General features: G+C 74.3%; 21 protein-coding genes and 1 pseudogene. 11 read left to right on the top strand and 11 right to left on the bottom strand.

All coding sequences use genetic code 11. The annotated features are described in order from the left end of the window. Nucleotides 1–24: 24 nt before the first annotated feature. From ABZ809_RS24030 to ABZ809_RS24010, 5 genes are all read right to left on the bottom strand, one after another. Nucleotides 25–1,434 (bottom strand): NAD(P)-binding domain-containing protein, encoded by a 1,410-nt coding sequence (locus ABZ809_RS24030; RefSeq protein ID WP_357564825.1) that lies wholly within the window; start codon nucleotides 1,432–1,434, stop codon nucleotides 25–27. A gap of 92 nt (nucleotides 1,435–1,526) precedes the next feature. Next, the gene (locus ABZ809_RS24025) at nucleotides 1,527–2,234 is read right to left on the bottom strand and encodes an endonuclease/exonuclease/phosphatase family protein (protein WP_357564824.1); all 708 of its coding nucleotides are present in this window, start codon (nucleotides 2,232–2,234) and stop codon (nucleotides 1,527–1,529) included. 10 nt (nucleotides 2,235–2,244) lie between these two features. Continuing rightward, entirely contained in the window at nucleotides 2,245–3,192 is a 948-nt protein-coding gene (locus ABZ809_RS24020; protein ID WP_357564823.1) for an ROK family glucokinase, read from the bottom strand. 77 nt (nucleotides 3,193–3,269) lie between these two features. Further along, nucleotides 3,270–3,914 (bottom strand): hypothetical protein, encoded by a 645-nt coding sequence (locus ABZ809_RS24015; RefSeq protein ID WP_357564822.1) that lies wholly within the window; start codon nucleotides 3,912–3,914, stop codon nucleotides 3,270–3,272. Between the two features lie 31 nt (nucleotides 3,915–3,945). After that, complete coding sequence (locus ABZ809_RS24010) at nucleotides 3,946–4,401, bottom strand: SRPBCC family protein (RefSeq protein ID WP_357564821.1); 456 nt, start codon at nucleotides 4,399–4,401, stop codon at nucleotides 3,946–3,948. Nucleotides 4,402–4,614: 213 nt separating this feature from the next. Here ABZ809_RS24010 and ABZ809_RS24005 point away from each other — a divergent pair, with 213 nt between their 5' ends. From ABZ809_RS24005 to ABZ809_RS23985, 5 genes are all read left to right on the top strand, one after another. Further along, nucleotides 4,615–6,426, top strand: a complete 1,812-nt coding sequence (locus tag ABZ809_RS24005) for a long-chain fatty acid--CoA ligase (protein WP_357564820.1) — start codon at nucleotides 4,615–4,617, stop codon at nucleotides 6,424–6,426. A 14-nt stretch (nucleotides 6,427–6,440) separates the two neighbouring features. After that, on the top strand, nucleotides 6,441–8,135 hold the full coding sequence (locus tag ABZ809_RS24000) for a GAF domain-containing sensor histidine kinase (protein ID WP_357564819.1): 1,695 nt from the start codon (nucleotides 6,441–6,443) through the stop codon (nucleotides 8,133–8,135). A gap of 7 nt (nucleotides 8,136–8,142) precedes the next feature. Then, complete coding sequence (locus ABZ809_RS23995; RefSeq protein ID WP_007072219.1) at nucleotides 8,143–8,811, top strand: response regulator transcription factor; 669 nt, start codon at nucleotides 8,143–8,145, stop codon at nucleotides 8,809–8,811. A gap of 191 nt (nucleotides 8,812–9,002) precedes the next feature. Next, nucleotides 9,003–9,812, top strand: a complete 810-nt coding sequence (locus tag ABZ809_RS23990) for an SAM-dependent methyltransferase (protein WP_357564818.1) — start codon at nucleotides 9,003–9,005, stop codon at nucleotides 9,810–9,812. Nucleotides 9,813–9,927: 115 nt separating this feature from the next. After that, the gene (locus ABZ809_RS23985) at nucleotides 9,928–11,583 is read left to right on the top strand and encodes a bifunctional diguanylate cyclase/phosphodiesterase (RefSeq protein ID WP_357564877.1); all 1,656 of its coding nucleotides are present in this window, start codon (nucleotides 9,928–9,930) and stop codon (nucleotides 11,581–11,583) included. Nucleotides 11,584–11,592: 9 nt separating this feature from the next. Here ABZ809_RS23985 and ABZ809_RS23980 read toward each other — a convergent pair whose 3' ends face one another. The 3 genes from ABZ809_RS23980 to ABZ809_RS23970 all read right to left on the bottom strand — a co-directional run bounded on the left by ABZ809_RS23980 (nucleotide 11,593) and on the right by ABZ809_RS23970 (nucleotide 14,224). Further along, complete coding sequence (locus ABZ809_RS23980; protein ID WP_357564817.1) at nucleotides 11,593–11,718, bottom strand: hypothetical protein; 126 nt, start codon at nucleotides 11,716–11,718, stop codon at nucleotides 11,593–11,595. Nucleotides 11,719–11,843: 125 nt separating this feature from the next. Further along, entirely contained in the window at nucleotides 11,844–12,968 is a 1,125-nt protein-coding gene (locus ABZ809_RS23975; protein WP_357564816.1) for a glycosyltransferase family 4 protein, read from the bottom strand. Beyond that, nucleotides 12,965–14,224 (bottom strand): M48 family metallopeptidase, encoded by a 1,260-nt coding sequence (locus ABZ809_RS23970; protein WP_357564815.1) that lies wholly within the window; start codon nucleotides 14,222–14,224, stop codon nucleotides 12,965–12,967. Before ABZ809_RS23970 ends, ABZ809_RS23975 begins: the two co-directional genes overlap by 4 nt. A gap of 396 nt (nucleotides 14,225–14,620) precedes the next feature. Between ABZ809_RS23970 and ABZ809_RS23965 the strand changes: the two are divergent. After that, nucleotides 14,621–14,781, top strand: a pseudogene (locus ABZ809_RS23965) (uridylate kinase); the annotation flags it as partial. Between the two features lie 99 nt (nucleotides 14,782–14,880). On the opposite strand, the gene ABZ809_RS23960 reads toward ABZ809_RS23965, so the two are convergent. Both ABZ809_RS23960 and ABZ809_RS23955 read right to left on the bottom strand, forming a co-directional pair. Next, the gene (locus ABZ809_RS23960; RefSeq protein WP_357564814.1) at nucleotides 14,881–15,093 is read right to left on the bottom strand and encodes a hypothetical protein; all 213 of its coding nucleotides are present in this window, start codon (nucleotides 15,091–15,093) and stop codon (nucleotides 14,881–14,883) included. A 143-nt stretch (nucleotides 15,094–15,236) separates the two neighbouring features. Further along, nucleotides 15,237–16,739 (bottom strand): NYN domain-containing protein, encoded by a 1,503-nt coding sequence (locus tag ABZ809_RS23955; RefSeq protein WP_357564813.1) that lies wholly within the window; start codon nucleotides 16,737–16,739, stop codon nucleotides 15,237–15,239. A gap of 128 nt (nucleotides 16,740–16,867) precedes the next feature. On the opposite strand from ABZ809_RS23955, the gene ABZ809_RS23950 reads away from it, so the two are divergent. The 5 genes from ABZ809_RS23950 to ABZ809_RS23930 all read left to right on the top strand — a co-directional run bounded on the left by ABZ809_RS23950 (nucleotide 16,868) and on the right by ABZ809_RS23930 (nucleotide 22,388). Then, complete coding sequence (locus tag ABZ809_RS23950) at nucleotides 16,868–18,622, top strand: DEDD exonuclease domain-containing protein (protein ID WP_357564812.1); 1,755 nt, start codon at nucleotides 16,868–16,870, stop codon at nucleotides 18,620–18,622. A 129-nt stretch (nucleotides 18,623–18,751) separates the two neighbouring features. After that, nucleotides 18,752–20,545, top strand: coding sequence for an HD domain-containing protein (locus tag ABZ809_RS23945; protein WP_357564876.1), 1,794 nt, complete (start codon nucleotides 18,752–18,754; stop codon nucleotides 20,543–20,545). A gap of 53 nt (nucleotides 20,546–20,598) precedes the next feature. Continuing rightward, nucleotides 20,599–21,141 carry an NUDIX domain-containing protein gene (locus tag ABZ809_RS23940; RefSeq protein WP_357564811.1) on the top strand — a complete coding sequence of 181 codons (543 nt, stop codon included), beginning with the start codon at nucleotides 20,599–20,601 and terminating at the stop codon, nucleotides 21,139–21,141. A gap of 74 nt (nucleotides 21,142–21,215) precedes the next feature. After that, complete coding sequence (locus ABZ809_RS23935; protein ID WP_357564875.1) at nucleotides 21,216–22,064, top strand: sugar phosphate nucleotidyltransferase; 849 nt, start codon at nucleotides 21,216–21,218, stop codon at nucleotides 22,062–22,064. Nucleotides 22,065–22,100: 36 nt separating this feature from the next. Beyond that, nucleotides 22,101–22,388, top strand: coding sequence for an Lrp/AsnC ligand binding domain-containing protein (locus ABZ809_RS23930; RefSeq protein ID WP_357564810.1), 288 nt, complete (start codon nucleotides 22,101–22,103; stop codon nucleotides 22,386–22,388). A gap of 61 nt (nucleotides 22,389–22,449) precedes the next feature. Here the strand turns inward: ABZ809_RS23930 and ABZ809_RS23925 are convergent, their stop codons facing one another. Next, on the bottom strand, nucleotides 22,450–23,124 hold the full coding sequence (locus ABZ809_RS23925) for a DUF4142 domain-containing protein (protein WP_357564809.1): 675 nt from the start codon (nucleotides 23,122–23,124) through the stop codon (nucleotides 22,450–22,452). Nucleotides 23,125–23,337 lie beyond the last annotated feature (213 nt).

Genomic DNA, 23,337 nt, shown 5'->3' with positions numbered 1-23,337 from the left:
CGACTGCGGGGCTCGCAAGCTCACTCAACGGGCACTCTCCAGGGCGCGCAGGGCACGTTGGACTGCGCGCAGGTAGTCGGCGTGGCCGACCTCGAACCAGTGCCGGCTGCTGTCCTTGACCGGCCCGGCGTACCGCTCCCCCGCCTTCGCCGACACCCGGGCGGCGAACGCCGCCGCCCGGTCGGGGCGGGTCACCCGCAACCGCAGCAGCCGGGCGAAGAGGACCGCCTGCCAGTGCGACAGAGGGAAGATGCCCGAGTCGGGCTGCACCAGCCCGGCCACGGCCAGCGTGGGGTGACCGGGGACGAACGCGTTGAGCCAGAGTTTGGGGCGGCCCGTCCCGGCGTCGTCGCCGAGCACCCCGGGGTCGAGGAACTCGAAGCGCGGCAGGTAGCCGGTGGCGAAGACGACCAGCTCCGGGTCGATCTCCCGGCCGTCGGAGAGCTCGACGGCGTACGGGCGGAAGCGGGCGACGTCCGGCACCGGCGTGATCGCGCCGTGGCCCACGTGGTAGACGAGCTGGCTGTTGGCGATCGGATGCGTCTCGTAGACCCGGTGGTCGGGCTTCGGCAGGCCGAACCGGGTCAGGTCGCCGACCGTCAGCCGCAGCGTCCAGTGGTAGAGCCACTGCCGTACCCGCAGCGGCACGCGCAGCGCCAGCAGCGCGTCGTTGACCTGGTCGGCGGGTCGACCGAGGACGTACTTCGGGGCGTACCAGTAGCCCCGGCGGGTGGAGTGCCAGCAGCGCGACGCCTGCTGGGCGGCCTCGACGGCGATGTCGCACCCGGTGTTGCCTGCGCCGACCACCAGCACCCGCTTGCCGCGCAGCTGCGCCGGGTCCTTGTAGGACGACGCGTGCATGACCTCGCCCCGGTATTCCTCCAGCCCCTCGTAGCGGGGCAGTTTCGGCGACCAGTTGTGGCCGTTGGCGACCAGCACCGCCGCGTAGCGGGAGGTGCGTTCCGGGCCGTAGCCACCGGTGCTGCGGGTGGTCACGTCCCAGCGGTCGCCCGCCACGGGCTCCACCCGGACCACCTCGGTGCCGAACCAGATGTGCCCGCGCAGGTCGAAGTGGTCGGCGTACCGCTCGAAGTAGGACAGGAGCTGGCTGTGGTGCGGGTAGTCCGGCCAGTCGTCCGGCATCGGGAAGTCGGGGAACTGGGTGAACGGCCGCGACGAGATCAGGTGCGTGCTCGCGTACACCGGGCTGCGGTCGTGGCGCCAGTTCCAGGCGCCGCCGACGCCCGTCTCCCGCTCGTAGCAGTCGACGCCGAAGCCGTGCTCCTTGAGGTTCTTGATAGCGGTGAGGCCGCTGGCCCCGGCACCGATGACGCAGACGGTGTCGCCCCGGTCGGAGACCGGCCGGCCGTCGCGGGTCAGGGCGAGCGTGCTCGCCTCCGGGTCGGGCCGGCCGTGGTCGGTGGAGGTGGACACCGGGGATCTCCTTTTGTGCGGCACGAGTGCCGGGTCGCGCAGCATCCTCTCCACAACGGGGCGAATTGTCCAGCCCCGGGCGCGGCGGACGGTCAGTCGTCCGCGGGTAACAGCAGGTCGACCAGCACCGGAAAGTGGTCGCTGGCGCGGCGGGTCTGCGGGGTGTCCACCACGTCGTAGTCGGCCACGGTGATCCGCGGGTCGACGAAGAGGGCGTCGATCCGCCGCCGGGGGTCCGCGCAGGAGTAGGTGAGCCGGTCGGCCCGGTCCATCGCCACGGCGGCGTCGGTCAGCCCTCGCGCCACAGTGGACCAGGCGGGCCCGTCCGGCCCCTCGTTCAGGTCGGCCGCGGCGATCACCGGCGCGGTGGCGGCGTCCAGCTCGCGCTTGAGCAGCGCGGCCTGGCCGGGCCGCTCGGCCGGGTCGGTGGACAGGTGCGACCCGACCAGGGTGACCGGGGCCGCGCCGGGGACCACGCACTCGGCGTACGCGGCGCCGCGCAGGTGCCGGCCCGGGGTGAGCGGGAAGCGCTGGCACCGGGTGACCCCGACCCGCACCCGCAGGCTGGTCAGCAGCAGGTTTCCCAGCGCGGGCAGCCCGCCCGCGGCCACCACCAGGCCGAACGACTCGGCCAGCGCCGCCGACTTCTGCCGCCACCGGAACCGGCGCGGTCCCTCCTGCACGATCACCACGTCGGGCCGGACGTCCCGGACCACCGCCGCCAGCGCGGCCGTGTCGTCGCGCTGGCTGTGGATGTTGTACGACACGACGCGCAGCGGCACGCCCGGGCTCTGCGTCACGGCCACCGCCTCAGACCCGGCGGGCCAGGTCGGCGGCCCCGATGACGCCGGCGGTGTTGCCCAGCTCGGCCGGCCGGATCTCGGCGACCGGGAGGCGGCTTCGCTGGGCGAGGGCGTCGGCGAACGACCGGCGGGTCGGGCCGAGCAGCAGGTCACCCGCGTCGATCACGCCACCACCGACGACGAGCACCTGCGGGTCGAGGATCTGCGCCATGTCGGCGAGGCTGGTGCCGAGCCAGCGGCCGACCTGCGCGAACGCCTCGGTGGAGACCGGGTCGCCGGCCTGCGCGGCGGCGGTGACCATGGGCCCGGTGACCGCCTCGGCCTCGCCGCCGGCCAGCTCCAGCAGGGTGCCGGCGCGGTGCGGTTCCTGCCGGGCCGCGGCACGGGCGAACCGCACCAGGGCGCTGCCGCTGGCGTACTGCTCGATGCAGCCGAGCCGGCCGCAGCCGCACTGGTGGCCGTCGGGCACGGTCAGCATGTGGCCCAGCTCGGCGGCGATGCCGTTGGCGCCGCGCAGCAGCTCACCGCCGAGCACGATGCCGCCGCCGACACCCGTGCCGATGGTGAACATGACCATCGAGTCGTCGGCGTCGCGGGCCGCGCCGTGCCGGAACTCCGCCCAGGCGGCCACGTTGCCGTCGTTCTCCACGATCACCGGCAGGCCGGTCGCGGCGCTCACGTAGTCCCGCAGCGGTTCGTCCCGCCAGGCGAGGTTCGGCGCGAACAGCACGGTGGAGCGGCTGGCGTCGATCCAGCCGGCCGCGCCGATGCCGACCGCCTCGACCGCGTGCCCGGCGGCCAGCTCGGTGACCAGTTCGATGATGACGTCCCGGGTCTTGGCGACGTCGTCGGCGGGGGTGTCCCGTCGGGCCTGCACGAGGACCGTGCCGGCGGCGTCCACGACACCACCGGCCACCTTCGTGCCACCGACGTCGACTCCGATGGTCAGCGTCACCGCCGCCACTCCCCTCTGCTGTGCCGCCCGCACCAGCCGCCGGCGGACGACCGGCGGGTGGTCGGGATGTGCGTTGGTCAGGCCCCGTCGCCCGGAGGTTGCTCGCCCTCGCCGCCGGGTGCCCGGGACGCGGGCACCACGGGCCCGTCGGCCGACGTCCGGGCCGTCGGCGGAGCGGCCGGCCCGGCGACGTCGACGGGCGGCACGGCGGCCGGGGCGGCCCTGTCCTCCGCCCGTGTGGCGGCGGACCAGACGTCCCGCTCCGGTGCCGGCTGAGAATCATGCCCGCTACGGGTGGCCTCGCGCCACACGTGGTCGGCCTCGCCCTCCCCGGCGGGGGTCGCCGCCGGCCCGGCGGAGGCGTCGGCGGCGGGCCCGGGCTGGGCGAAGGCCCGCAGCAGGCTGGCCACCCCGGCGGCCAGGTCGCCCGCGCCGGTGGCAAGGCGCTCGGCGAATTCGGGACTCGGGTCACGCAACGCCGCGATACCGCGGCAGACCGGGCATACGCAGCACTCCGGTGCGCCGGTGGCGAAACCACCCGCGGTCGGCCCGGCCGATGCGCCCGGGGCGGTGTTGTGACCGAGGACACTCGACACGATCCCACCGAGCGGACCCCAGTCGCCCTTCGAGGGGGCGGCCGCTGCCAGGCGGGCGGCAGCCAGCGCGGTGGCGACCAGCCGCTCCGCCTCTTCCCGGGCCGAACCCGGATCCGTTGCACCCATGGTCGGCTCCCCTACCGTGCCGCCGGACGCGTCACTGTGCCGCACCGGGTGCTTCTACCCGGAGCTTGAGCTGCTTCAACGCCGCGTCCATGATCATCTTCTCTGCCTTGCGACGGAACATGCCGAGCATCCCGACGGAGAGCTCGACCTCCAGGGTGTAGGTCACCGTCGTGCTGCCGTCCGCGTTTTCCACCAGGTCGTACGAACCACGCTGGGACTTCTGCATCCGGGAGGGCGCCGCCAGGTGCCACTCGATCCGGGAGATGTCCTCGGCGTACTCGTAGACCAGCACGTACTCGTCGGCCATCACGCCGGCGTCGATCGTGAACCGGACCTGGCTGGCGTAGCCGTCCTCGTACTCCTCGATCACCTCCGCCCGCCGCATGGCCTCGGTCCACTCCGGGTAGCGCGGGAAGTCGCAGATGACCGCCGCCACCTGGTCCGGTGACGCGTCGATGACGATCGACTGGGTGGAGGAGTCCGCCATGGGGCGAGGCTACCCGGCGTCGGCGGCGCCCACGTCGCGCCGCCCCCGGCACGCCGGGAGCCCTCGCCCCGCGCCGGGACGGCTCCCGGGACGGCCCCCGCGGACAGGCTGGGCGACCTGCCTTTTCGTCCTGCCCGCCGGGGCGGGTAGTTTCGACGGAGCCGGCCCGTGGTGGCGGCCGGTCCCGGCCAGTGTGAGCACGAGGGAGTGCAGGTGCGCGAGTTCTCCGTCCCGCCGATCATCACCATCGGCGACGCGGCCAACCTCACCGATCCGGTCTGGGACAACGCCGCGGTCGCCCCGGACGAGGTCCAGTTCGTGCGCCCCGGTGCGACGAACGGCACGGCGACCACCTGGGTCGACGTCACCTGCCGGCAGTTCCGCGACGAGGTCGTCGCGGCGGCCCGGGGCCTGGTCGCCGCCGGTGTCCAGGCCGGCGACCGGGTCGGCCTGATGAGCCGCACCCGCTACGAGTGGACCCTGCTGGACTACGCGATCTGGGCGGCCGGCGCGATCACCGTGCCGATCTACGAGACCTCCAGCGCCGACCAGGCCGCCTGGATCCTGGCGGACTCCGGCGCGGTGGGCTGCGTGGTGGAGACCGGCGCACACGCCACCCTGGTCGCCGGCGTCCGGGACCGGCTGCCCGACCTGCGCCACGTCTGGCAGATCGACCTCGACGCCGTGGACCAACTGGTCCGCTCCGGCGACACGGTCGACCCGGCCGAGATCGACCGGCGGCGGTCCGCCCTCGGAGCCGACGACGTCGCCACCATCATCTACACCAGCGGCACCACCGGCCGGCCCAAGGGTTGCGTGCTGACCCACCGCAACATGTACGCCGACATCGCCAACGCGGTGCCGGTGCTGCCCAACCTGTTCGGGCCGGGCGCCTCGACCCTGCTGTTCCTCCCGCTGGCGCACGCCTTCGCCCGGCTGATCCAGATCGGCGTGGTGCAGGCCCGGGCCACGATGCGGCACTGCGCCGACACCAAGAACCTGGTCGGCGAGCTGCAGGAGTTCCGGCCCACCTTCGTGCTGTCGGTCCCCCGGGTGTTCGAGAAGGTCTACAACGGGGCCAAGCAGAAGGCCGAGGCCGACGGCAAGGGCAAGATCTTCGCCCGGGCGGAGCAGGTCGCCATCGCGTACAGCGAGGCACTGGAGACCGCCGGCGGGCCCGGCCTCGCCCTGCGCGCCCAGCACGCGCTCTTCGACAAGCTGGTCTACCGCAAGCTGCGGGCGGCGCTGGGCGGCCGGTGCCGGGACGCCATCTCCGGCGGCGCCCCGCTCGGCGCCCGACTGGGTCACTTCTTCCGCGGCATCGGCGTGAACGTGTGCGAGGGCTACGGCCTGACCGAGACCTCCCCCGCCGCCGCCGCGAACCTGCCCGACGCCACCCGGATCGGCTCGGTCGGCCGGCCGCTGCCCGGGGTCACCATCCGGATCGAGGACGACGGCGAGATCCTGATCGCCGGCGACCTGATCTTCCAGGGCTACTGGCGCAACGAGGCGGCGACCGCCGAGGCGCTCAGCGCCGACGGCTGGTTCCGCACCGGCGACCTGGGTCAGCTCGACAACGACGGCTACCTGAGCATCACCGGCCGCAAGAAGGAGATCATCGTGACGGCCGGCGGCAAGAACGTCGCCCCGGCCGTCCTGGAGGACCAGGTCCGGGCCCACCCGCTGGTCAGCCAGTGCGTGGTGGTCGGCGACCGGGCGCCGTTCATCGCCGCGCTGGTCACCATCGACGAGGAGGCACTGCCGCAGTGGCTGGCCTCGGCCGGCCTGCCGGCGGACACCCCCGTCGAGAAGCTGCGTGAGCACGAGGGGCTGCGGGCGGAGATCCAGGGCGCCGTCGACACCGCCAACCGGGCGGTCTCCAAGGCCGAGGCGATCAAGGTGTTCCGGATCCTGCCCCACGACTTCACCGAGGCGACCGGCGAGCTGACGCCGTCCCTGAAGGTCAAGCGGCAGGTGGTCCACAAGTCGTACGCGGCGGAGATCGCCGACATCTACCAACGCTGACTACGATCCGTCACGTGCCCGCCTCGACACCCACCCGGCCCCAACCGCATCCCCTCGCCGCCGCCGCGCGCGTGGTCATGCTGGCGCTCATCGCCGTCCTGACCCTGCTCGCCACGGGCGAGCCCAGCCAGCTCTGGTGGATCGCGCTGCTGGCGGTCGCCGGGCTGCCCGCGCTGCTGGCGCCCGAGCACCGGCCGCTCGGCCCGCTCAGCCGGGTGGCCGAGGTCGTGCTGCTGGGGCTGGCCGCGAGCCAGGTCGCTGCCGTCGCCTCGGTCGGCGGCGATCTCGGCGGGCTGGGCGCCTCGGCGGTGCTGCCCTACCTGGCCGTCCCGGTGACGGTCACCGCGCTGCGCCGCCGGTTCCGCGAGGGCGCCGCCCTGCTGGCGGTCGCCGCGGCCACCCTGCTGGTGGCCGGCGCGCTCACCGAGGTCGACGGCGACCGGCAACTCGCCCAGCTCGGCTACCTGACGGTCTGCGCCCAGTGGCTGATCCTGGCGGGGCTCGGCCTCGCCGCCGCCAGCGGCCTGCACCAGGTGATGCAGGTACGCAACGAGGGCAAACCCCAGCCGTACGCCGAGGCGACCCGGCTGCTCACCCAGCTGCGCACGGTGGCCCGGCAGCTGCCCGGGGCCACCCTCGACCCGGGGGGCATCTCCGAGCACCTGTTGGAGGAGCTGCGCACGGTGGCCCCGACGGACCGGGCGGCCGTGCTGTCGGCCAGCGGCGGCGGCCGGCTGGTGGTGCTCGCCCAGGTGGGCGTGGACCGGGTCGACTGGGAGACGACGCTGGACGCGGACTCCGCCATCGCCGACGCATGGGCCAGCCAGCAGCCGCACACCGCCGCCCGGTCGCAGGCCAGGTCGCACCGCGGCGGCGACGTCTCCGCCCTGATCGTCCCGCTGGTGGCCGGGGTGCGCACGGTCGGCCTGGTGGTGATGGAGGCGGACGCGGCGCAGGCGTACCCGCCCGCGGTGGTGTCCCGGGTGACCGGGCTGACCCGCCCGGCCGCGCTGCGGCTGGAGGCGGCGCTGCTCTTCGACGAGGTCCGCTCGCTGGCCACCAACGAGGAGCGGCAGCGGCTGGCCCGGGAGATCCACGACGGGGTGGCGCAGGAGCTGGTGATGGTCGGCTACGGCATCGACAACGCCCTGGCCACCGTGCACGACGACGCCGAGGAGACCGCCGAGAGCCTGCGCGCCCTGCGGCACGAGGTGACCCGGGTGATCACCGAGCTGCGGCTGAGCCTGTTCGAGCTGCGCAGCGAGGTGGACCGGCACGGCGGGCTGGCCGCCGCGATCGCCGAGTACGCCCGCACGGTCGGCTCCGCCGGCGGGCTGCGGGTGCACCTGTCCCTGGACGAGTCCACCGCCCGGCTGCCCGCCGCCACCGAGGCCGAGTTGCTGCGCATCGCCCAGGAGGCGGTCACCAACGCGCGCAAGCACGCGGGCGCCTCGAATCTCTGGGTCACCTGTGAGGTCGACCCGCCGTACGCGCAAATCGAAGTGTCGGATGACGGTCAGGGGATCGCTGACCAGCGCTCCGACGGGCACTACGGCCTTGCGATCATGGCCGAGAGAGCGGAACGTATCCGGGGCCGGTTGGAGATCAGGCCGCGGCAACCGAGCGGCACGACCGTGGCGGTGGTGCTCGGCTCGTCGCCCCGGCGCGATAACGTGCGCGGTAGCGTAGCGGCAGCAGAAGGGGAGTAACCCGAGGATGACCACAAGTCCGACACCGGCGACCCGTACCAAGGTCCTCCTTGTCGACGATCACGACCTGATCCGCAAGGGCCTGCGGCACGCGTTCGAGCGTGACCGGCAGTTCGAGGTCGTCGGCGAGGCCGCCACGGCGGCGGAGGGCGTACGCCAGGCCGGTGCGCTGCAGCCGGATGTGGTGATCATGGACCTGCGGCTGCCCGACGGCAGCGGCCTGGAGGCCACCCGGGCGCTACGCAAGTCGAGCGCCTCGATGGGCATCGTCGTGCTCACCATGTACGCGGGCGACGACCAGCTCTTCGGTGCCCTGGAGGCCGGGGCGAGCGCATTCGTGCCCAAGACCGCGCCGGCCGACGAGGTGGTCGCCGCCGCCCGGCACGCCGCCTCCTCCCCCAGCGCCTTCACCGCCGCCGACCTCGCCGAGGCGATGAAGCGCCGGCTGGCCCCGTCCGGGCCGCAGCTCTCCCCCCGCGAGGGTCAGGTGCTGCGGCTGCTCGCCGACGGGATGAGCGTGGCGGGCATCGCCAAGCAGCTCTTCGTCAGCGAGTCCACCGCCAAGACCCACATCTCGAAGCTCTACGAGAAGCTGGGCGCGGCCAACCGGGCGCAGGCCCTGATGACCGCGCTGCGGCTCGGTCTGCTCGAGGCTCCGGACGCCCCGAAGTTCTGACCGCTCCCCGGTCGGAACCCGACGACGTACCACCGACAGGTCCGTGCCGCCGGCGGCGGTGCGGGCCTGTCGTCGTCGCATCGAGCGCGTCGTCACCGGCCGACCCGGCGCGCTATGGTCTCCCGGGCGGCCTGCCGGCAGAATACCCGCGCGGGCATCGATTTCCGCACACCGACAAGAGGGGTGAGCGCATGCAGCGGCCGGACTGGGCACCCGACGGGATCGACATCGAACGCCCCAGCGTGGCCCGCATGTACGACTACTATCTCGGCGGCTCGCACAACTTCGCCGTCGACCGGGCGGCGGCCCAGGCCATGGTGGCGGCGGTGCCGGAGGCCCCGCTCATGGCGCAGGCCAACCGGGCGTTCCTCCGCCGCGCGGTGCAGTTCCTCCTCGACGCCGGGGTCCGGCAGTTCCTGGACATCGGCTCGGGCATCCCGACCGTCGGCAACGTGCACGAGATCGCCCAGCGGGACGCCCCCGACGCCCGGGTGGTCTACGTCGACGTGGACCCGGTGGCGGTGGCCCACAGCCGGGAGATCCTGGAGGGCAACGACCGTGCCGTGGTGGTGCAGGAGGACCTGCGCCACCCCGAGCGGATCCTCGCCCACCCCGACGTCCGCCGGTTGCTCGACTTCGACCAGCCGATCGCCGTGATGATCGTGGCGGTGCTGCACTTCGTGCCCGACGACGACCGGCCGGCCGAGTTGCTGCGGACACTGCGCAAGGCGCTGGCGCCGGGCAGCCACCTGGTGCTCTCGCAGACCAGCGGCGACGGCCGCGGCAACGACGAGCTCAGCGAGGCCGAACGGGTCTACCGGCGGACCGACAATCCGCTGTGGATCCGCAGCCGGGGCGAGCTGACCGACCTCTTCGACGGCTTCGAGCTGGTCGACCCCGGCGTGGTCTGGGTGCCGCAGTGGCGCCCCGAGTCCCCCGACAGCGCCGAGGACGCCGAGCGGGCGGCCTTCATCGGCGGCGTCGGGCGGCTCGGTGGATGAGCCATCGGGGGTGGCCACCGTCGCCCCGGCCGGCACCGCTTTGCGGCCCCCGCCACGCCCGGGCACCTTCGCCCGGGCGTGGGCCAAGGCCGTCTCCGGCACCAGCTACCTGCCGATGACCCAGGCCCAACTGGAGATGCTGCTGCAGCGCCTCACCGAACGCCTCGCCGCGGCGTTGCAGGCGGAGCCGATCGACCTGCGGGTCGGGCACCGGGTGGGTACGGAGCTGGTGGCGGCGCACATCGCCTCGCCCGAGGCGCTGGGCCGGACGGTCGAGGTCGTCCAGCTTCGGCTGGCCCGCGACCTCGGCCTGGTCGGCGAGGAGGTGGAGGACCGGCTGGCGCGGCTGCTGGCCGCCGTCACCACCGGTTACGCCCGTGCGCTGCGGGACCGGACGCTCGACGAGCAGGAGTCGATCCGCCGGGCCGCGATGACGGCCCGGGCCGACGCGGAGCGGGCGCTGCGCGCCAGCGAGGCGCGCTTCCGCCACCAGGCGACCCACGACCCGCTGACCGGCCTGCCCAACCGCACGCTGTTGACGGAGCGGCTCAGCGCGGCGATCGAGTCGCCCGCCGGGGGCTCGGCGCGGCTCGGCGTCTGCTTCCTGGACCTCGACCGGTTCAAGGTGGTGAACGACTCGCACGGGCACCAGGTCGGCGACGGGCTGCTGGTCGCCGTGGCGGACCGGCTCCGCCACGTCCTCGACGGGCACCTGGTCGCCCGGCTCGGCGGGGACGAGTTCGTCGTCCTGGTCGAGGACACCACCGGCACCGACGACGTGGTCGCCGTGGCCGAGGCCGCCCTCGCCTCCGTCCGTGAGCCGGTGCTGGTGGACGGGCACGAACTGGGCGTCTCGGCGAGCATCGGCATCGTCGAGCGGGAGATCGCCGGCACCTCCCCCGGCGACCTGATGCGGGCGGCCGACAGCACGCTGCACTGGGCGAAGGCCGCCGGTGGCGCCCGGTGGGCGGTCTACGACGCCGACCGGGACCGCCAGGACCTGGCCCGGTACGCCCTCTCGGCGGCGATCCCCACGGCGCTGGAGCGGGGCGAGTTCTATCTCGACTTCCAGCCGCTGACCTCGCTGCGCGACGGCCGGGTGCTCGGCATGGAGGCGCTGGTGCGGTGGCGGCACCCGGAGCTGGGCGTCCTGCGGCCCGACAGCTTCATCGGGCTGGCCGAGGAGACCGGTCTGATCGTTCCGCTCGGCGGGTGGGTGCTGGCCGAGGCGTGCCGGCAGGCCGAGAGCTGGGCCACCGCCGACGGGCAGGCCCCGTTCGTCAGCGTCAACCTGGCCGTGCGGCAGGTGCGCCGCCCGGGCCTCGTGCAAGAGGTACGGTCGCTGCTGCGGCACACCGGCCTGTCCCCGGAGCGGCTCCAGTTGGAGATCACCGAGAGCACCATGATGAGCACCGCCGAGGAGCCGGTCCGGGCGCTGCGGGTGCTCGCCGACCTCGGCGTCCGGATCGCCATCGACGACTTCGGCACCGGCTACTGCAACCTGGCGTACCTGCGGGACCTGCCGGTGACCGAGCTGAAGGTGGCCGGGGAGTTCGTGGCCGGGCTGCGGGCGCCGGAGGCGCGGGCCGACGAGCGGATCCTCGCCTCGCTCGTCTCGCTGGCGCACGCGCTGGACCTGACCGTCACCGCCGAGGGCGTGGAGACGGCCGGGCAGGCCGAACGGCTGCGGGCCATCGACTGCGACGCCGGGCAGGGCTGGCACTTCGGCCGCCCGGGCTCGGCCGAGCGCGTCCTGGCCCGCCTGCGCTGACGGGTCACCCTACCACCGGCGGCTGCGCAGGATGAGGATGGCGACCAGCACCAGGATGAGGAGAAGAAAGAACCCGTACATGACCGGTGCGGGCATGGGCGTCCTCGCGCCCGCAGCGGCTAGCAGCAGCTCCATGTCGCTTCCCCCTGTCATCGATGCGTCCGGAACCCAGTGATGCCCCGTGGGCCGGCCGCGAAAACGCCTGCAGGCGACGGTGCGTCATCGCCGGGCCACACCCTGCCGACGGAACCGCGGCGCCGTCAGCCGGCGAGCAGGGCGGCCATCCGCTGCGCCTGCGCCTCCCAGCGCCACTCCTGCTGCACCCACGCGCGGCCGGCCGCGCCGAACCGGCGGGCCAGGTCCCGGTCGGCGAGCAGCGTGGCCACCCGGTCGGCGAGCTGGGCGACGTCGCGGCCGTTGACCACGAACCCCGTCTCGCCCTCGCGGACCGCGTCCGGCGCGCCGCCGGAGTCGCCGGCGACCACCGGCAGCCCGGTCGCGGAGGCCTCCAGGTAGACGATGCCGAGCCCCTCGACGTCCAGGCCCCGGTTGCGGGTGCGACAGGGCATGGCGTAGACGTCGCCCGCGGCGTAGTGGGCCGGCAACTCGGCCGACGGCACCGAGCCGGTGAGGACCACGTCCCGCTCGACGCCCGCCTGGCGGGCCAGCTTCTCCAGCGTGGCCCGGTAGGGCCCGCCCCCGACCACCAGCAGCGCGGCGTCGGGGACCCGGCGACGGATCTCGGGCATGGCCCGGATCAGCATGTCCTGACCCTTGCGCGGCACCAGCCGGGACACGCAGACCACCACCGGCCGGTCGACCAGCCCGAGCCGGCGTCGGACCGGCTCGCCGTCGACGGACGGGTGGTAGGTGTCCACGTCCACCCCGGGCGCGAGCCGCTGCAGCTCGGTCACCCCGTGCAGCGCCCGTTCCAGCCGCACCCGGGTGTACTCGCCCAGGTAGGTGGTCACGTCGACACCGCGCCCGATCCGGCGCAGCGCGGCCCGGGCGGCCGGCAGCGCCGCCCAGCCGACCTCGTGACCGTGGGTCAGCGCCACGGCCCGGCGGATGCCCGCCCGGCGGCGCAGGCCGGTGGCGAGCAGCCCGAGGGGGGCCGCCGCGCCGAACCACACCGTGTCGCAGTCGTAGGCGCGTGCCAGCCGGGCAGCCCGGCGGGCGACCCGCGGGGTGGGCAGCAGCACCCGGGTACGGTCCCGGACCACCTCGAACGGCTGGTCGGCGTCGAACTTCTCCGCACCCCGCCACGTCGAGGCGTAGACCACCACCGAACCGGCGGGCTGGCGTACCGCGAGGTTGTGTACGAAGGACTGGATCCCGCCGGGGCGGGGCGGGAAGTCGTTGGTGATCAGCAGCGTACGGCTCATCGGCCGGTCTCCCTGGCGTGGGCGCGGGCGGCGGCCATCCGCTCGACCGTGGACGGGTGGGTGGCGGAGTAGAGGTATTCCCAGCGGGGCGGATCGGGGTCGGCGAGGTTGATCCCGGCGAGCCGCCGCTGCATCGCCTCGAACGCGGCCGGATCACCGGTCAGCGCGAGCGCGTGCGCGTCGGCACGCGCCTCCACCCGCCGCGACATCAGCGCCTGCGCCGGCGCCCAGACCAGCCCGGCGACCGTCACCAGGGCGACCAGCAGGGGGAACGCGCGTGGCTGGGCGACCGACTCGACGCCGGCCAGCCGCAGCAGCGGGCCGGAGGAACCGAGCAGGTAGAGCGCCACCACGGCGGCGGCGGCGCCCAACGCCCCGGTCAGCGTGCCGACCGCCACGTCCCGGTCCTTGGCGTGCCCCAGTTCGTGCGCCACCACGGCGGTCACCTCGGCCGGCGTCGCCTCGCGCAGCAGCGTGTCGTAGACCACCACCCGCCGGGTCGGCCCGAGCCCCGAGACGTACGCGTTCACGGCCCGGGTGCGCCGCGACGCGTCGGCGACCAGCACGTCGCGCACCGGGACGCCGTCGCGGGCCGCCATCTGCATCAGCTCGGTGCGCAGCGGACCCTGCTCCATCGGGGTGAACCGGTTGAACACCGGCTCCACCAGCACGGGCAGCACGAAGGAGAGCAGCACCACCAGGGTCGCCGCGCCGGCCGCGCCGAACGCCCACCACCAGCGCGGCGACAGCCGGATGACGGTGTAGAAGCCGAGCAGCGCCACCGCGCCGATGACCGCGCTGACCGCGTACGACTTGAGCAGGTCGGCCGTCCAGCCGCTCCAGCCGTTGGTGCTCAGCCCGTAGCGGGTGAGCACGCTCTGGCGCCAGGCGGCGAACGGGAGGGTGACCAGGTCGGCGACGAGCACCACGGCGAGCCCGCCGAGCACGGCCTGGGCGGCCCAGTGGTCGCCGAAGGGGCGACCGGCCAGCTCGACCAGCCGGCTGCCCAGCGGGGTCAGCCCGAGCGCCAGGGCCACCAGCAGGCCGATGCCGATCGCGGCCCAGCCGGCGGGGCGCAGCGCCGAACGGAACTCCCGGCTGTGGGCCACCTGGTCGGCCGGCAGGTCACGCAGTGCGGCGAGTTGGTCGGCGCGGGGTGCCGGCGGCCGGTGCCACGGGATCAGCAGCGCCGCCGCGACGAGCAGGGCGACGGCCAGCCCGGCGAGGGTGAGCAGTGCCCAGCCGCGCGGGGTCACCGGGGCCCTCCTGGCGCCGTGATCTCCGCGTCCGTCCGGCCACGCCCGTGCGCGGCCTCGGCGCCGTCGGGGAGGCGCACCGCCGCCCGTCGGCGAAGGCGTGCGCCACCGCCGGCCGGGCCCGGCACGTGGGGCCGGCGGGGGCCGGGAGCGCCGCCGATCGCGGCGGGGCTGTCGCCAGTGCGCCGTACCCGCGTCATGCCGCCGCTCCCTCCGCCGTGACCGCCCATCCTATTGCCGCCTCGACGGCCGCCGCGTCGCGGCGTCGCGGCCTGGCCCCGGGCGGCGCGGAAAGGCTGGCGGGCACAAGGTCGGCTCGGCAGCGGCGAGCTTGGCGCGGCCAGGACCGAGGGGTAGGACATGGACCAGGGCGCCCGCGACGAGATGCTCGGCCGGCTGGCTGAGGGAGTCAGGTCCGTCGCGGTCGCGCCCCAGCCGACGCCGTGCTGGTCTTCGACGGCGTCTTCCTCATGCGCCCGGATCTGATCGATCGGTGGGACCTGCGCACCTTCGTGTCGACGACACTTGAGAAGACGGTGGATCGTGCCGTGATCCGATGAAGCGCCATCAGGTCGTCAGGGCCGGCGCACCCACGTGTCGGCCGACCAACGCGGCGACGGAGTCGCCAGCGACGCCGGGGGCTGCGACGGCCGGAACTACGCGACGCGGGGCCGCCGGACGGGGTTCGGGGCCGGCCGGGGCGCGGGCAGCACCTCAACCTCGAAACCGGCCCGGGCGAACACCTCGACCGCCCGGGCCTCGGCCCCATCCAGCCCGGCGGCCGGGGACGAATCGTCGAACAGTGCCGTCACCAGGCAGTCGGAGCAGCCGCTCCCCCGGATCCCGCATCCCGCGCAGTCGATGATCATCTCGCCTCCTGGTGCGCTGCGACGACCGGAAGCGACTCCACCGTCGCCATCCGGGCACCGTCGGTCACCACGACGCTAGGCGCGGGGTATGACAGAAAGGGACAACCGGCCCCGGACGGCCCGAAAGCGATCAAGAGCCCCGATCAGGATCGGGACAGCCGGCGCAGCAGCGAGTCGGCGCCCAACGGGTAGGCGCCGTGCCGCCGTACGCCGTCGGCGACCTCGCGGTCGGAGGAGACCACCACCACCGGGCGGCCCGGCGGTTCGGCGCGGACGAGGCGCCGGATCAGCTCGTCGGCGGTCTCGCCCTTGCGGGAGAAGAGCACCCGCACGCCGCGCGGCGAGGGTGGCAGACCGTGCATCCGCTCGGCGCCGTCGAAGACCACCGTCACCTCGTCACCGGTCTGCGCGGCGATCCCGCCCAGGCCGGTGATCAGCCGCTTGCGCTGCTGCTCCAGCGACATCTCACCGAAGCCGCGCTTGGTCACGTTGTAGCCGTCGACGACCAGGTGCGCCCGGGGCAGGGCGAGCAACTGGTCGAGGCGGGCCGGATCGTCGGTGTCCCGGGCACGGGTCGCCGTGCCGGCCGGTGTGGTGCCGGTCTGGTCGGCAAAGGCGTCGGCGACGAAATCCGCGGGCAGCTTGTCGACCGGGTCGAGCGCCAGCTCGCGGCGCAGCCCGACGGCCGCCTGCCCGATGGTCTCCAGCAGCAGCCACAACCGGGCGTCGTCGACCGAGCGGGCCTCCTTGGCGCTGGCCCGGGCGACCCCGGCCGCCGACTCCGCCTCGGCCAACCGGGCCCGGACCCGGCGCAGCTCCGCGTCGGCGTCCGCCGCCGCCCGGGCGGCCCGGCCCCGATCGGTGGCGAGCAGCTCGGTGGCCTTGCGCTCACGGGCCTGTGTCTCCCGCAGCGACCGGGTCAGCTGGCGGGTCTCCTCGCGCAGCTGGCCGAGCTCCTCACGGACCCGGGCCAGCTCGTCGCGGAGCTTCTCCGCCTCGACCCGGGCCACCGCCCGGTCGTGCTCGGCGCGGGTGGCCCGCTGCTCGGCCTCGCGGACCAGCTCGGCGACGACCGCGCTGTCGGCCTCGGCCCGGACCGCCGCGCCGCTGGCGTCGACCAACTCCCGCCAGCCCCGGGGCCGGGCCAGGTAGGCCAGCGCGGCCACCTCGACCGGGTCGGCGGCGGCCGGCGCGGTGCCCTCCAGCACCGCGGCGCCCAGGTCGCCGGTGTCGGCGAGCACCCGGGCGGTGATCCGCTGCCGGAACAGCGGGTCCGCCGTGAGCTGGGCGGCGATCACCGGGGCGCCGAGCCGGGCCCGGCGGTTGGGGGCGAACTTGGCGACCCGGCGCAGCGGCACGGGCACCTCGTCGGCCGGCAGCCCGGGCAGCACGGCGGCGGTGAGCGCCACGATCCGCTGCCGGACCGGCTCGGGCAGGACGGGCTCGGGCTCGGGTGTCTCCCCGTCGGTGGCGGACTCGTCGGTGGCGGACTCGTCGGCGGCCGATCCCTCGGCGGCGGACCCCTCGCCTGCCGCGCGCCCGACCACCTCGGGCTCACCGCCCTCGGGGGTGACCTCACCAGCGTGCGCGGCGTCGACCGCCACCTCCCGCGGGAGGTGGTCGTCGTGCGGCTCGGTGAGGGGCATGTGGCAAGTCTCCCACCGCGACCGGGCCCACCGCCCGGTGAGTGAGCCGATCTCTCATCCTAGACCCGGGAGTGACGACTGGGGCCGGTGGGACGGGAGTGTCGGACCTGAACGCTAGCGTGCCGCCGATGGCAGAGACCGAGTACGTCCAGGAGCCGCTGGCCGGTTTCGACCCGGGCGCGGGCGGGATCGACCCGGCGCTGCCGCTGTACGCGACGACCTTCGTGGTGGTCGACCTGGAGACCACCGGCGGCGCGCCGGACGGCGGCGGCATCACCGAGATCGGCGCGGTGCGGGTGCGCGGCGGCGAGGAGCTGGGCGTGCTGGCCACCCTGGTCAACCCGGGCGTGCCCATCCCGCCGTTCATCACCGTGCTCACCGGCATCACCCAGGCCATGCTGGTGCCGGCCCCGCCGATCGAGCAGGTCCTGCCGAGCTTCCTGGAGTTCATCACCGACGCCGTGCTGGTCGCCCACAACGCCCCCTACGACGTGGGTTTCCTCAAGGCCGCGTGCGCGAAGCACGGCTACCGCTGGCCCAACCCCCGGGTGCTCGACACCGCCGCGCTGGCCCGCCGGGTGCTGACCCGCGACGAGGTGCCCAACCGCAAGCTCGGCACCCTCGCGGCCTACTTCCGCACCACCACCCAGCCGACCCACCGGGCGCTCGACGACGCCAAGGCCACCGTCGACGTGCTGCACGGGCTGATCGCCCGCCTCGGCGGGCACCGGGTCGACACCGTCGGCGACGCCATCGAGTTCGCCCGGGCGGTCACCCCGACCCAGCGGCGCAAGCGGCACCTGGCCGAGGGGCTGCCCAAGGCGCCGGGCGTCTACATCTTCCGGGCCGCCGACGACCGGCCGCTCTACGTCGGCACCTCCGGCGACATCGCCACCCGGGTGCGCAGCTACTTCACGGCGGCGGAGAAACGGGCCCGGATCTCCGAGATGCTGGCCGCGGCCGAGCGGGTGGAGGCGGTGGAGTGCGCCCACTCGCTGGAGGCGGAGGTCCGCGAGCTGCGGCTGATCGGGGCGCACGCGCCGCCGTACAACCGGCGGTCGAAGTTCCCGGAGCGGGTGCTCTGGCTGAAGCTGACCGACGAGCCGTACCCCCGGCTGTCGGTGGTCCGGGCCATCTCCGCCGACGACACCGCCTACCTCGGCCCGTTCAGCTCCCGGCGGGCGGCGGAGCTGGCCGCCGCCGGGTTCCACGACGCCGTGCCGCTGCGCCAGTGCACCCACCGGCTCTCGCTGCGCACGGTCACGCCGGCCTGCGCGCTGGCCGAGCTGGGTCGCTGCCCGGCGCCCTGCGAGCATCGGATCACCCCGCAGGAGTACGACGCGCGCGCGGCCGCGCCGTTCCGCACGGCCACCACCAGCGACCCGCAGCCGGTGGTCGACGCCCTCCTCGCCCGGATCGAGGCGCTCTCCGCCGCCCGGCGTTACGAGGAGGCGGCGGTGGCCCGGTCCCGGCTGGCGGCGGTGCTGCGGGCGACCGTGCGGATGCAGCGGTTGACGGCGCTGACCGGGATCGCCGAGCTGGCCGCCGCGCGCCCGGCGGCCCGTGGCGGCTGGGAGCTGGCGCTGGTGCGGCACGGCCGGCTGGCCGGGGCGGGCGTCTCACCGCCCGGTGTCCACCCTCGACCGACGATCGCGGCGATCCGGGCCACCGCCGAGACCGTCCCGCCCGGCCACGGTCCGGTCCCGCGCGCCTCGGCGGAGGAGACCGAACGCATCCTGTCCTGGTTGGAGCGACCCGAGACCCGGTTGGTGGAGATGTCCTCCGGATGGGCCTCCCCGGTGGCCGGCGCGGGCCGCTTCCGCGACCTGCTGAGCAAGGCCGAGAACGCCGCGTCCCACCAGATCTCGACCGAACGCTCATGACCAAGTGACCGATCGGACTACCTCGCCTCCCTTAGGCTGTTAGAGAAGTGCAGTCCTGCCCGTTTCGTGGGCCTGCTCCCGGTTGCCGGGGATCGGCTACCGTGGAGCCGGGGTGAGGAGGTGTCCCACGTGGACGTCGACGCCGGACACGGCGCCGCCCTGGGGGGCGCCCTTCCGACCCAACCAGGCGAGCTGCCGCTGGCCCGCCGGCTCCGGTCGCTGCTGAGCTGGCCGACCGCCGACACCGACCCGGTCAGCCACCTCGTGCGAACCCACCGGACGATCCACCCCGGCACCGAGCCCTCCGTGCTGCGCCGGGCCTACACCATCGCGGAGAACATGCACCGCGGGCAGTTCCGCAAGAGCGGCGAGCCCTACATCACCCATCCGCTGGCCGTGGCGCAGATCTGCGCCGAGATCGGCATGGACGCCATCACCCTGGTCGCCGCGCTGCTGCACGACACCGTGGAGGACACCCGCTACACCCTCCAGGCCCTCGCCGAGGACTTCGGCCCGGAGGTGGCGCACCTGGTCGACGGGGTGACCAAGTTCGACAAGGCGTTCTACGGCAAGGCCGCCGAGGCCGAGACGATCCGCAAGATGATCATCGCGGCCGGCAAGGACGTCCGGGTCCTGATCATCAAGCTGGCCGACCGGCTGCACAACATGCGCACCCTGGGCGTCCGGTCGGCGGCCTCCCGGGAGCGGATCGCCCGCAAGACGCAGGAGGTGCTGGTCCCGCTCTGCGACCGGCTCGGCATCCAGACGCTCAAGCGGGAGCTCGACGACGTGGTGCTGCTGCACCTGGAGCCCGACGAGCACGCCCGGATCGCCCGGCACGTGCACGACCGGCCGGGCTGGGACGCGTACCTCGCCGAGGTGGTCAGCCGGGCGAAGTCGGCGCTGCGCCGCAGCCGGGTCGACGCCGCGGTGACCCCCCGCCCCCGGCACCTCTACTCGATCTGGAAGGACACCGTGGCGGGTGGCCACAGTGCCCCCTACGACCTGCCCCGCATCGCGATCGTGGTGGACGGTCCCGCGACCGACTGCTACGCGGCGCTGGGGGCGATCCACGGGGTGTGGCGCCCGGTCCCCGGCCGGTTCAAGGACTTCATCGCCTCGCCCAAGAACAACCTCTACCGCTCCCTGCACACCAGCGTCTGCGGGCCACGCAACCGCACGGTGGAGGTGCTGATCCGCACCGTGGAAATGCACCGCTCGGCCGAGTACGGCGTCGCTGCCGACTTCCGCTTCCCCCGCTCGGGCGGCGGCACCGCCGCGGCCCAGGCCGAACAGCTCGACTGGCTGCGCCGGGTGCTCGACTGGGAGCAGGGCGCGGCCGACCCGGCCCAGTTCCTCGAGTCGCTGCGCTGCGACCTCGCCGAGACGCAGATCCAGGTCTTCGCCGACGGGCGGCAGGTCGTGCTGCCGGCCGGCGCGACCCCGGTCGACCTCGCGTACGAGCTGGGCGCCGAGCGGGGCGACCACTGTCTGGCGGCGCGGATCAACGGCCGGCTGGCCCCGCTCTCCTCCGAGTTGGACGAGGGCGACGTGGTGGAGATCTTCACCGAGACCGACGCGGCCAACGGCTTCGACGCCGCCGTCGCGCCGCGCGGGCCCCGCCGGGAGTGGCTCGGCTTCGTCAAGTCGCCGCACGCGCAGATGCAGATCAGCCGGTGGTTCGCCGAGCACAGCGAGCCGGGCATCTCCATCACCGACAAGGTGCGCCTCGGCCGGGCCACGATCGGGCTCGCCCTGCGCAAGCACGACCGGGGGCTGGCCAGCGACCTGCCGCTGCTGCGGCTGTCGGAGGAGTTGGGCTACCCCGACCTGGAGACGCTGCTGGTCGCGGTCTTCGACCGGGTGATCGAGCCCGACACGGTCGTACGCCAGCTCATCGACCTGGTGGACCACCGGCAGTGACCGGCGTGGGCCCGGGTCGTCCGAACACTCCTCGCGGCCACTAGCCTGGAGACATGATCCCCCGCTCGCGCGCCACCGGTCGGGCCGTCGCATACCAGGTCTTCTACCGGCTGCCGCTGCCGGTACGCCGTCGCCTGGTCCGGCTGGCCGTGCCGAAGTACATCGTCGGCGCGGTAACCCTCGTCCGGGACAGCGAGGCCGAGGGGGCAGGTCGGTTGTTGCTGCTGCGCCAGCCGCCCGGCAGGGGGTGGGGGCTGCCCGCCGGCCTGTTGCAGAAGGGCGAGGCACCGGTGGTGGGCGCCGCCCGCGAACTCCACGAGGAGTCCGGCATCCGGCTATCGCCGCGGCAACTGAGCCCCGCCGTCCCGAACGCCGTCGTGCACGCCAAGGGCTGGGTGGACGTCGTGTTCACCGCCGAGGTGCCGGCGTCGACCACCGAGTTGAAGGTCGACGGCGCCGAGGTCCTGGAGGCCGCCTGGCACCCGCTGGACGACCTGCCCAAGCTGACCTGGCCCACGGCGCGGCTGCTCGCCTACTACGACATCGGGCCGCTGGCCGGGCAGTTCCCGCCACCGGTGCCCGACACCCGGCCGTGAACGCCGGCCGCGACGCCGACGGCCCGGCCACCGCCGCCGCGACGGCTGGACACGGCCCGGCCGAGGTCTGCGCGGTGGTCCTCGCCGCCGGCGAGGGCACCCGGCTGCGACCGTTGACCGAGCGGCTGCCCAAAGCGCTCTGCCCGGTGGGCAACGTGCCGCTGCTCGACCGGGCGCTGGACCGGCTGGCCGGGCTCGGCCTGGTCGGGCCCGGCCGGGTCGCGGTCAACGCCTGCTACCTCGGGGCGCAGGTCGTCGACCATGTCGGGGACCGTGCCCACCTCTCGGTCGAACCGGGCGATCCGCTCGGCACCGCCGGCGGCGTGGCGCACCTGCGGGACTGGATCGCCGGGCGCGGGGTGCTGGTCGGCAACGCCGACGCCTACCTCGCCAACCCGGCACGCCTCCCGGGCCCCGACATCGCCGCCCTGCTGCACGGCTGGGACGGCGACTCGGTACGCCTGCTCGGCCAGCCCGCCGCCGACCCGACGGCACCGGGCACCTTCGACGGCCACGTGTTCACCGGCTTCTCGCTGCTGCCGTGGCGGCTGGTACGGGAGTTGCCGGCGGGGTTCGGCGACCTCGTCCGGGCGGTGTGGCGCCCGGCGGAGGCCGCCGGCGCGCTGACCGTGGTGCCCTACCCCGGCACGTTCTACGACACCGGCACCCCCGCCGACTACCTGGCGGCCAACCTGCACGCCGCCGGAGGCGGCAACCTGGTGCACCCGACGGCCACGGTGACCGGCCGCTGCCGAGCCGCGGTGGTCGGCGCCGGGGCGGTCGTGCACGGCGACGTGGAACGGGCCGTCGTCTGGCCCGGCGCCGTCGTCGAGCCCGGCGAGCAGCTCCGGGACGCGATCCGCGCGGCCCCCGCCCTCACCGTCCCCGGCACACCGCCGCCTGCCGGCAGCGGAAACATCTAGCATGGGCCACGACGCCGACGAACGGAGAAATACCCCGTGATCACCGCGATCGTGCTGATCGACTGCGCCACCGACTCGATCCCCGAGGTGGCCGAGACCCTGGCCAACCTGCCCGGTGTCAGCGAGGTCTACTCGGTGGCCGGCCACGTCGACCTGATCGCGATGGTCCGGGTCCGGGAGTTCGAGCAGATCGCCCAGGTGATCGCCGGCCACATCTCCAAGGTGCCGGGGGTGCTCAACACCGAGTCGCACATCGCGTTCCGGGCGTACTCCCAGCACGACCTGGAGTCGGCGTTCGCGATCGGCCTGGCCAACGCCGACTGAGTGAGCGGAAGGGCACCTTCCTACCGCCTGGGCGATAGGAAGGTGCCCTTCCTCACGTACGTCAGCTACCCGCGGGAGCCGGCGTCTCGATGGTGCCGCCCGGAGCCGGCGACTCGGTGGTGGTGCCCGGAGCCGGGGTCTCGGTGGTGCCGCTCGGAGCCGGCGTCGTGCCGCCCGGGCTCGGGGTGCCGCTGGCGCTGGCCTGCGGCACCGGGATGCCCAGCTGCTCCGCCAACTGCACGAGTTCGTCGTAGTGCGCCTGGAGCGTCGGCAGCGCCGTCTGCGCCAGCTGGACCACCGACTGCTCGGAGCCCTGCGAGATCTCCGTCTGGGTGGCCTGGATCGCCTGAACGTGGCCGGCCAGCTCGCTGGTCACCCAGAGCCGGTCGAACTCCTCGCCGCTGGCGTTGTTCAGCTGGTCGAGGACGGCCTGCTGATCCGCGGTGGGCTCGCTCGGCAGCTGCACGCCCAGCTGCGACGCGGTCTGCTGCACCGTCTGGTCGAGCTGGGTGTGGTCCGTCTTGAACCGGGCACCCAGGTCCTTGACCCCCTGGTTCTGACCCTTCTGCTGGGCCAGGTCACCCGCGGTCATCTCGAACATGTTGACCTGGTGCAGAGCCTGCAGGTACTGGGTGTCCTGCTGTGACGGCTGCACCGCGGCCTGCGCCGCCGCAGCCGGCGCGATGCCCACCAGCACCAGCGCGGCCAGCAGGCCGAGCCGTTTGATTCCCAACATGCTTCCTCCCCCTTGAGACGTTGGACCGCACGGATACCCGGCTGACCGGGGTTATTCCTGTGATCCCCCGGCGGGGAGAGAAACGACCGACAGACCCGTCGGCGGACGGAAACGGACGTGGCGCCCGCCGGAGTGCTCCGGCGGGCCGCTCGATCCTGTTCAGCCTGGTGGCGGCTCCGTTCGCGGCGTTGCGGGGCTTGCCCTGGGTACGGG

Origin of the sequence: Micromonospora sp. NPDC047074 (genome assembly GCF_040643815.1) — a bacterium.
Taxonomy (GTDB): Bacteria; Actinomycetota; Actinomycetes; order Mycobacteriales; family Micromonosporaceae; genus Micromonospora.
The sequence above is the reverse complement of the archived record's forward strand: the minus strand, read 5'-3'. Positions and strand labels throughout refer to the sequence as shown.

Coding starts and splice junctions, on each gene's coding strand:
- ABZ809_RS24010 (WP_357564821.1), bottom strand. CDS start 4,401: ATGGCGGACTCCTCCACCCAGTCGATCGTCATCGACGCGTCACCGGAC.
- ABZ809_RS23975 (WP_357564816.1), bottom strand. CDS start 12,968: ATGAGCCGTACGCTGCTGATCACCAACGACTTCCCGCCCCGCCCCGGC.
- ABZ809_RS23950 (WP_357564812.1), top strand. CDS start 16,868: ATGGCAGAGACCGAGTACGTCCAGGAGCCGCTGGCCGGTTTCGACCCG.
- ABZ809_RS23985 (WP_357564877.1), top strand. CDS start 9,928: ATGACCCAGGCCCAACTGGAGATGCTGCTGCAGCGCCTCACCGAACGC.
- ABZ809_RS23995 (WP_007072219.1), top strand. CDS start 8,143: ATGACCACAAGTCCGACACCGGCGACCCGTACCAAGGTCCTCCTTGTC.
- ABZ809_RS23990 (WP_357564818.1), top strand. CDS start 9,003: ATGCAGCGGCCGGACTGGGCACCCGACGGGATCGACATCGAACGCCCC.
- ABZ809_RS23960 (WP_357564814.1), bottom strand. CDS start 15,093: ATGATCATCGACTGCGCGGGATGCGGGATCCGGGGGAGCGGCTGCTCC.
- ABZ809_RS24015 (WP_357564822.1), bottom strand. CDS start 3,914: ATGGGTGCAACGGATCCGGGTTCGGCCCGGGAAGAGGCGGAGCGGCTG.
- ABZ809_RS23925 (WP_357564809.1), bottom strand. CDS start 23,124: ATGTTGGGAATCAAACGGCTCGGCCTGCTGGCCGCGCTGGTGCTGGTG.
- ABZ809_RS23955 (WP_357564813.1), bottom strand. CDS start 16,739: ATGCCCCTCACCGAGCCGCACGACGACCACCTCCCGCGGGAGGTGGCG.
- ABZ809_RS23940 (WP_357564811.1), top strand. CDS start 20,599: ATGATCCCCCGCTCGCGCGCCACCGGTCGGGCCGTCGCATACCAGGTC.
- ABZ809_RS23980 (WP_357564817.1), bottom strand. CDS start 11,718: ATGGAGCTGCTGCTAGCCGCTGCGGGCGCGAGGACGCCCATGCCCGCA.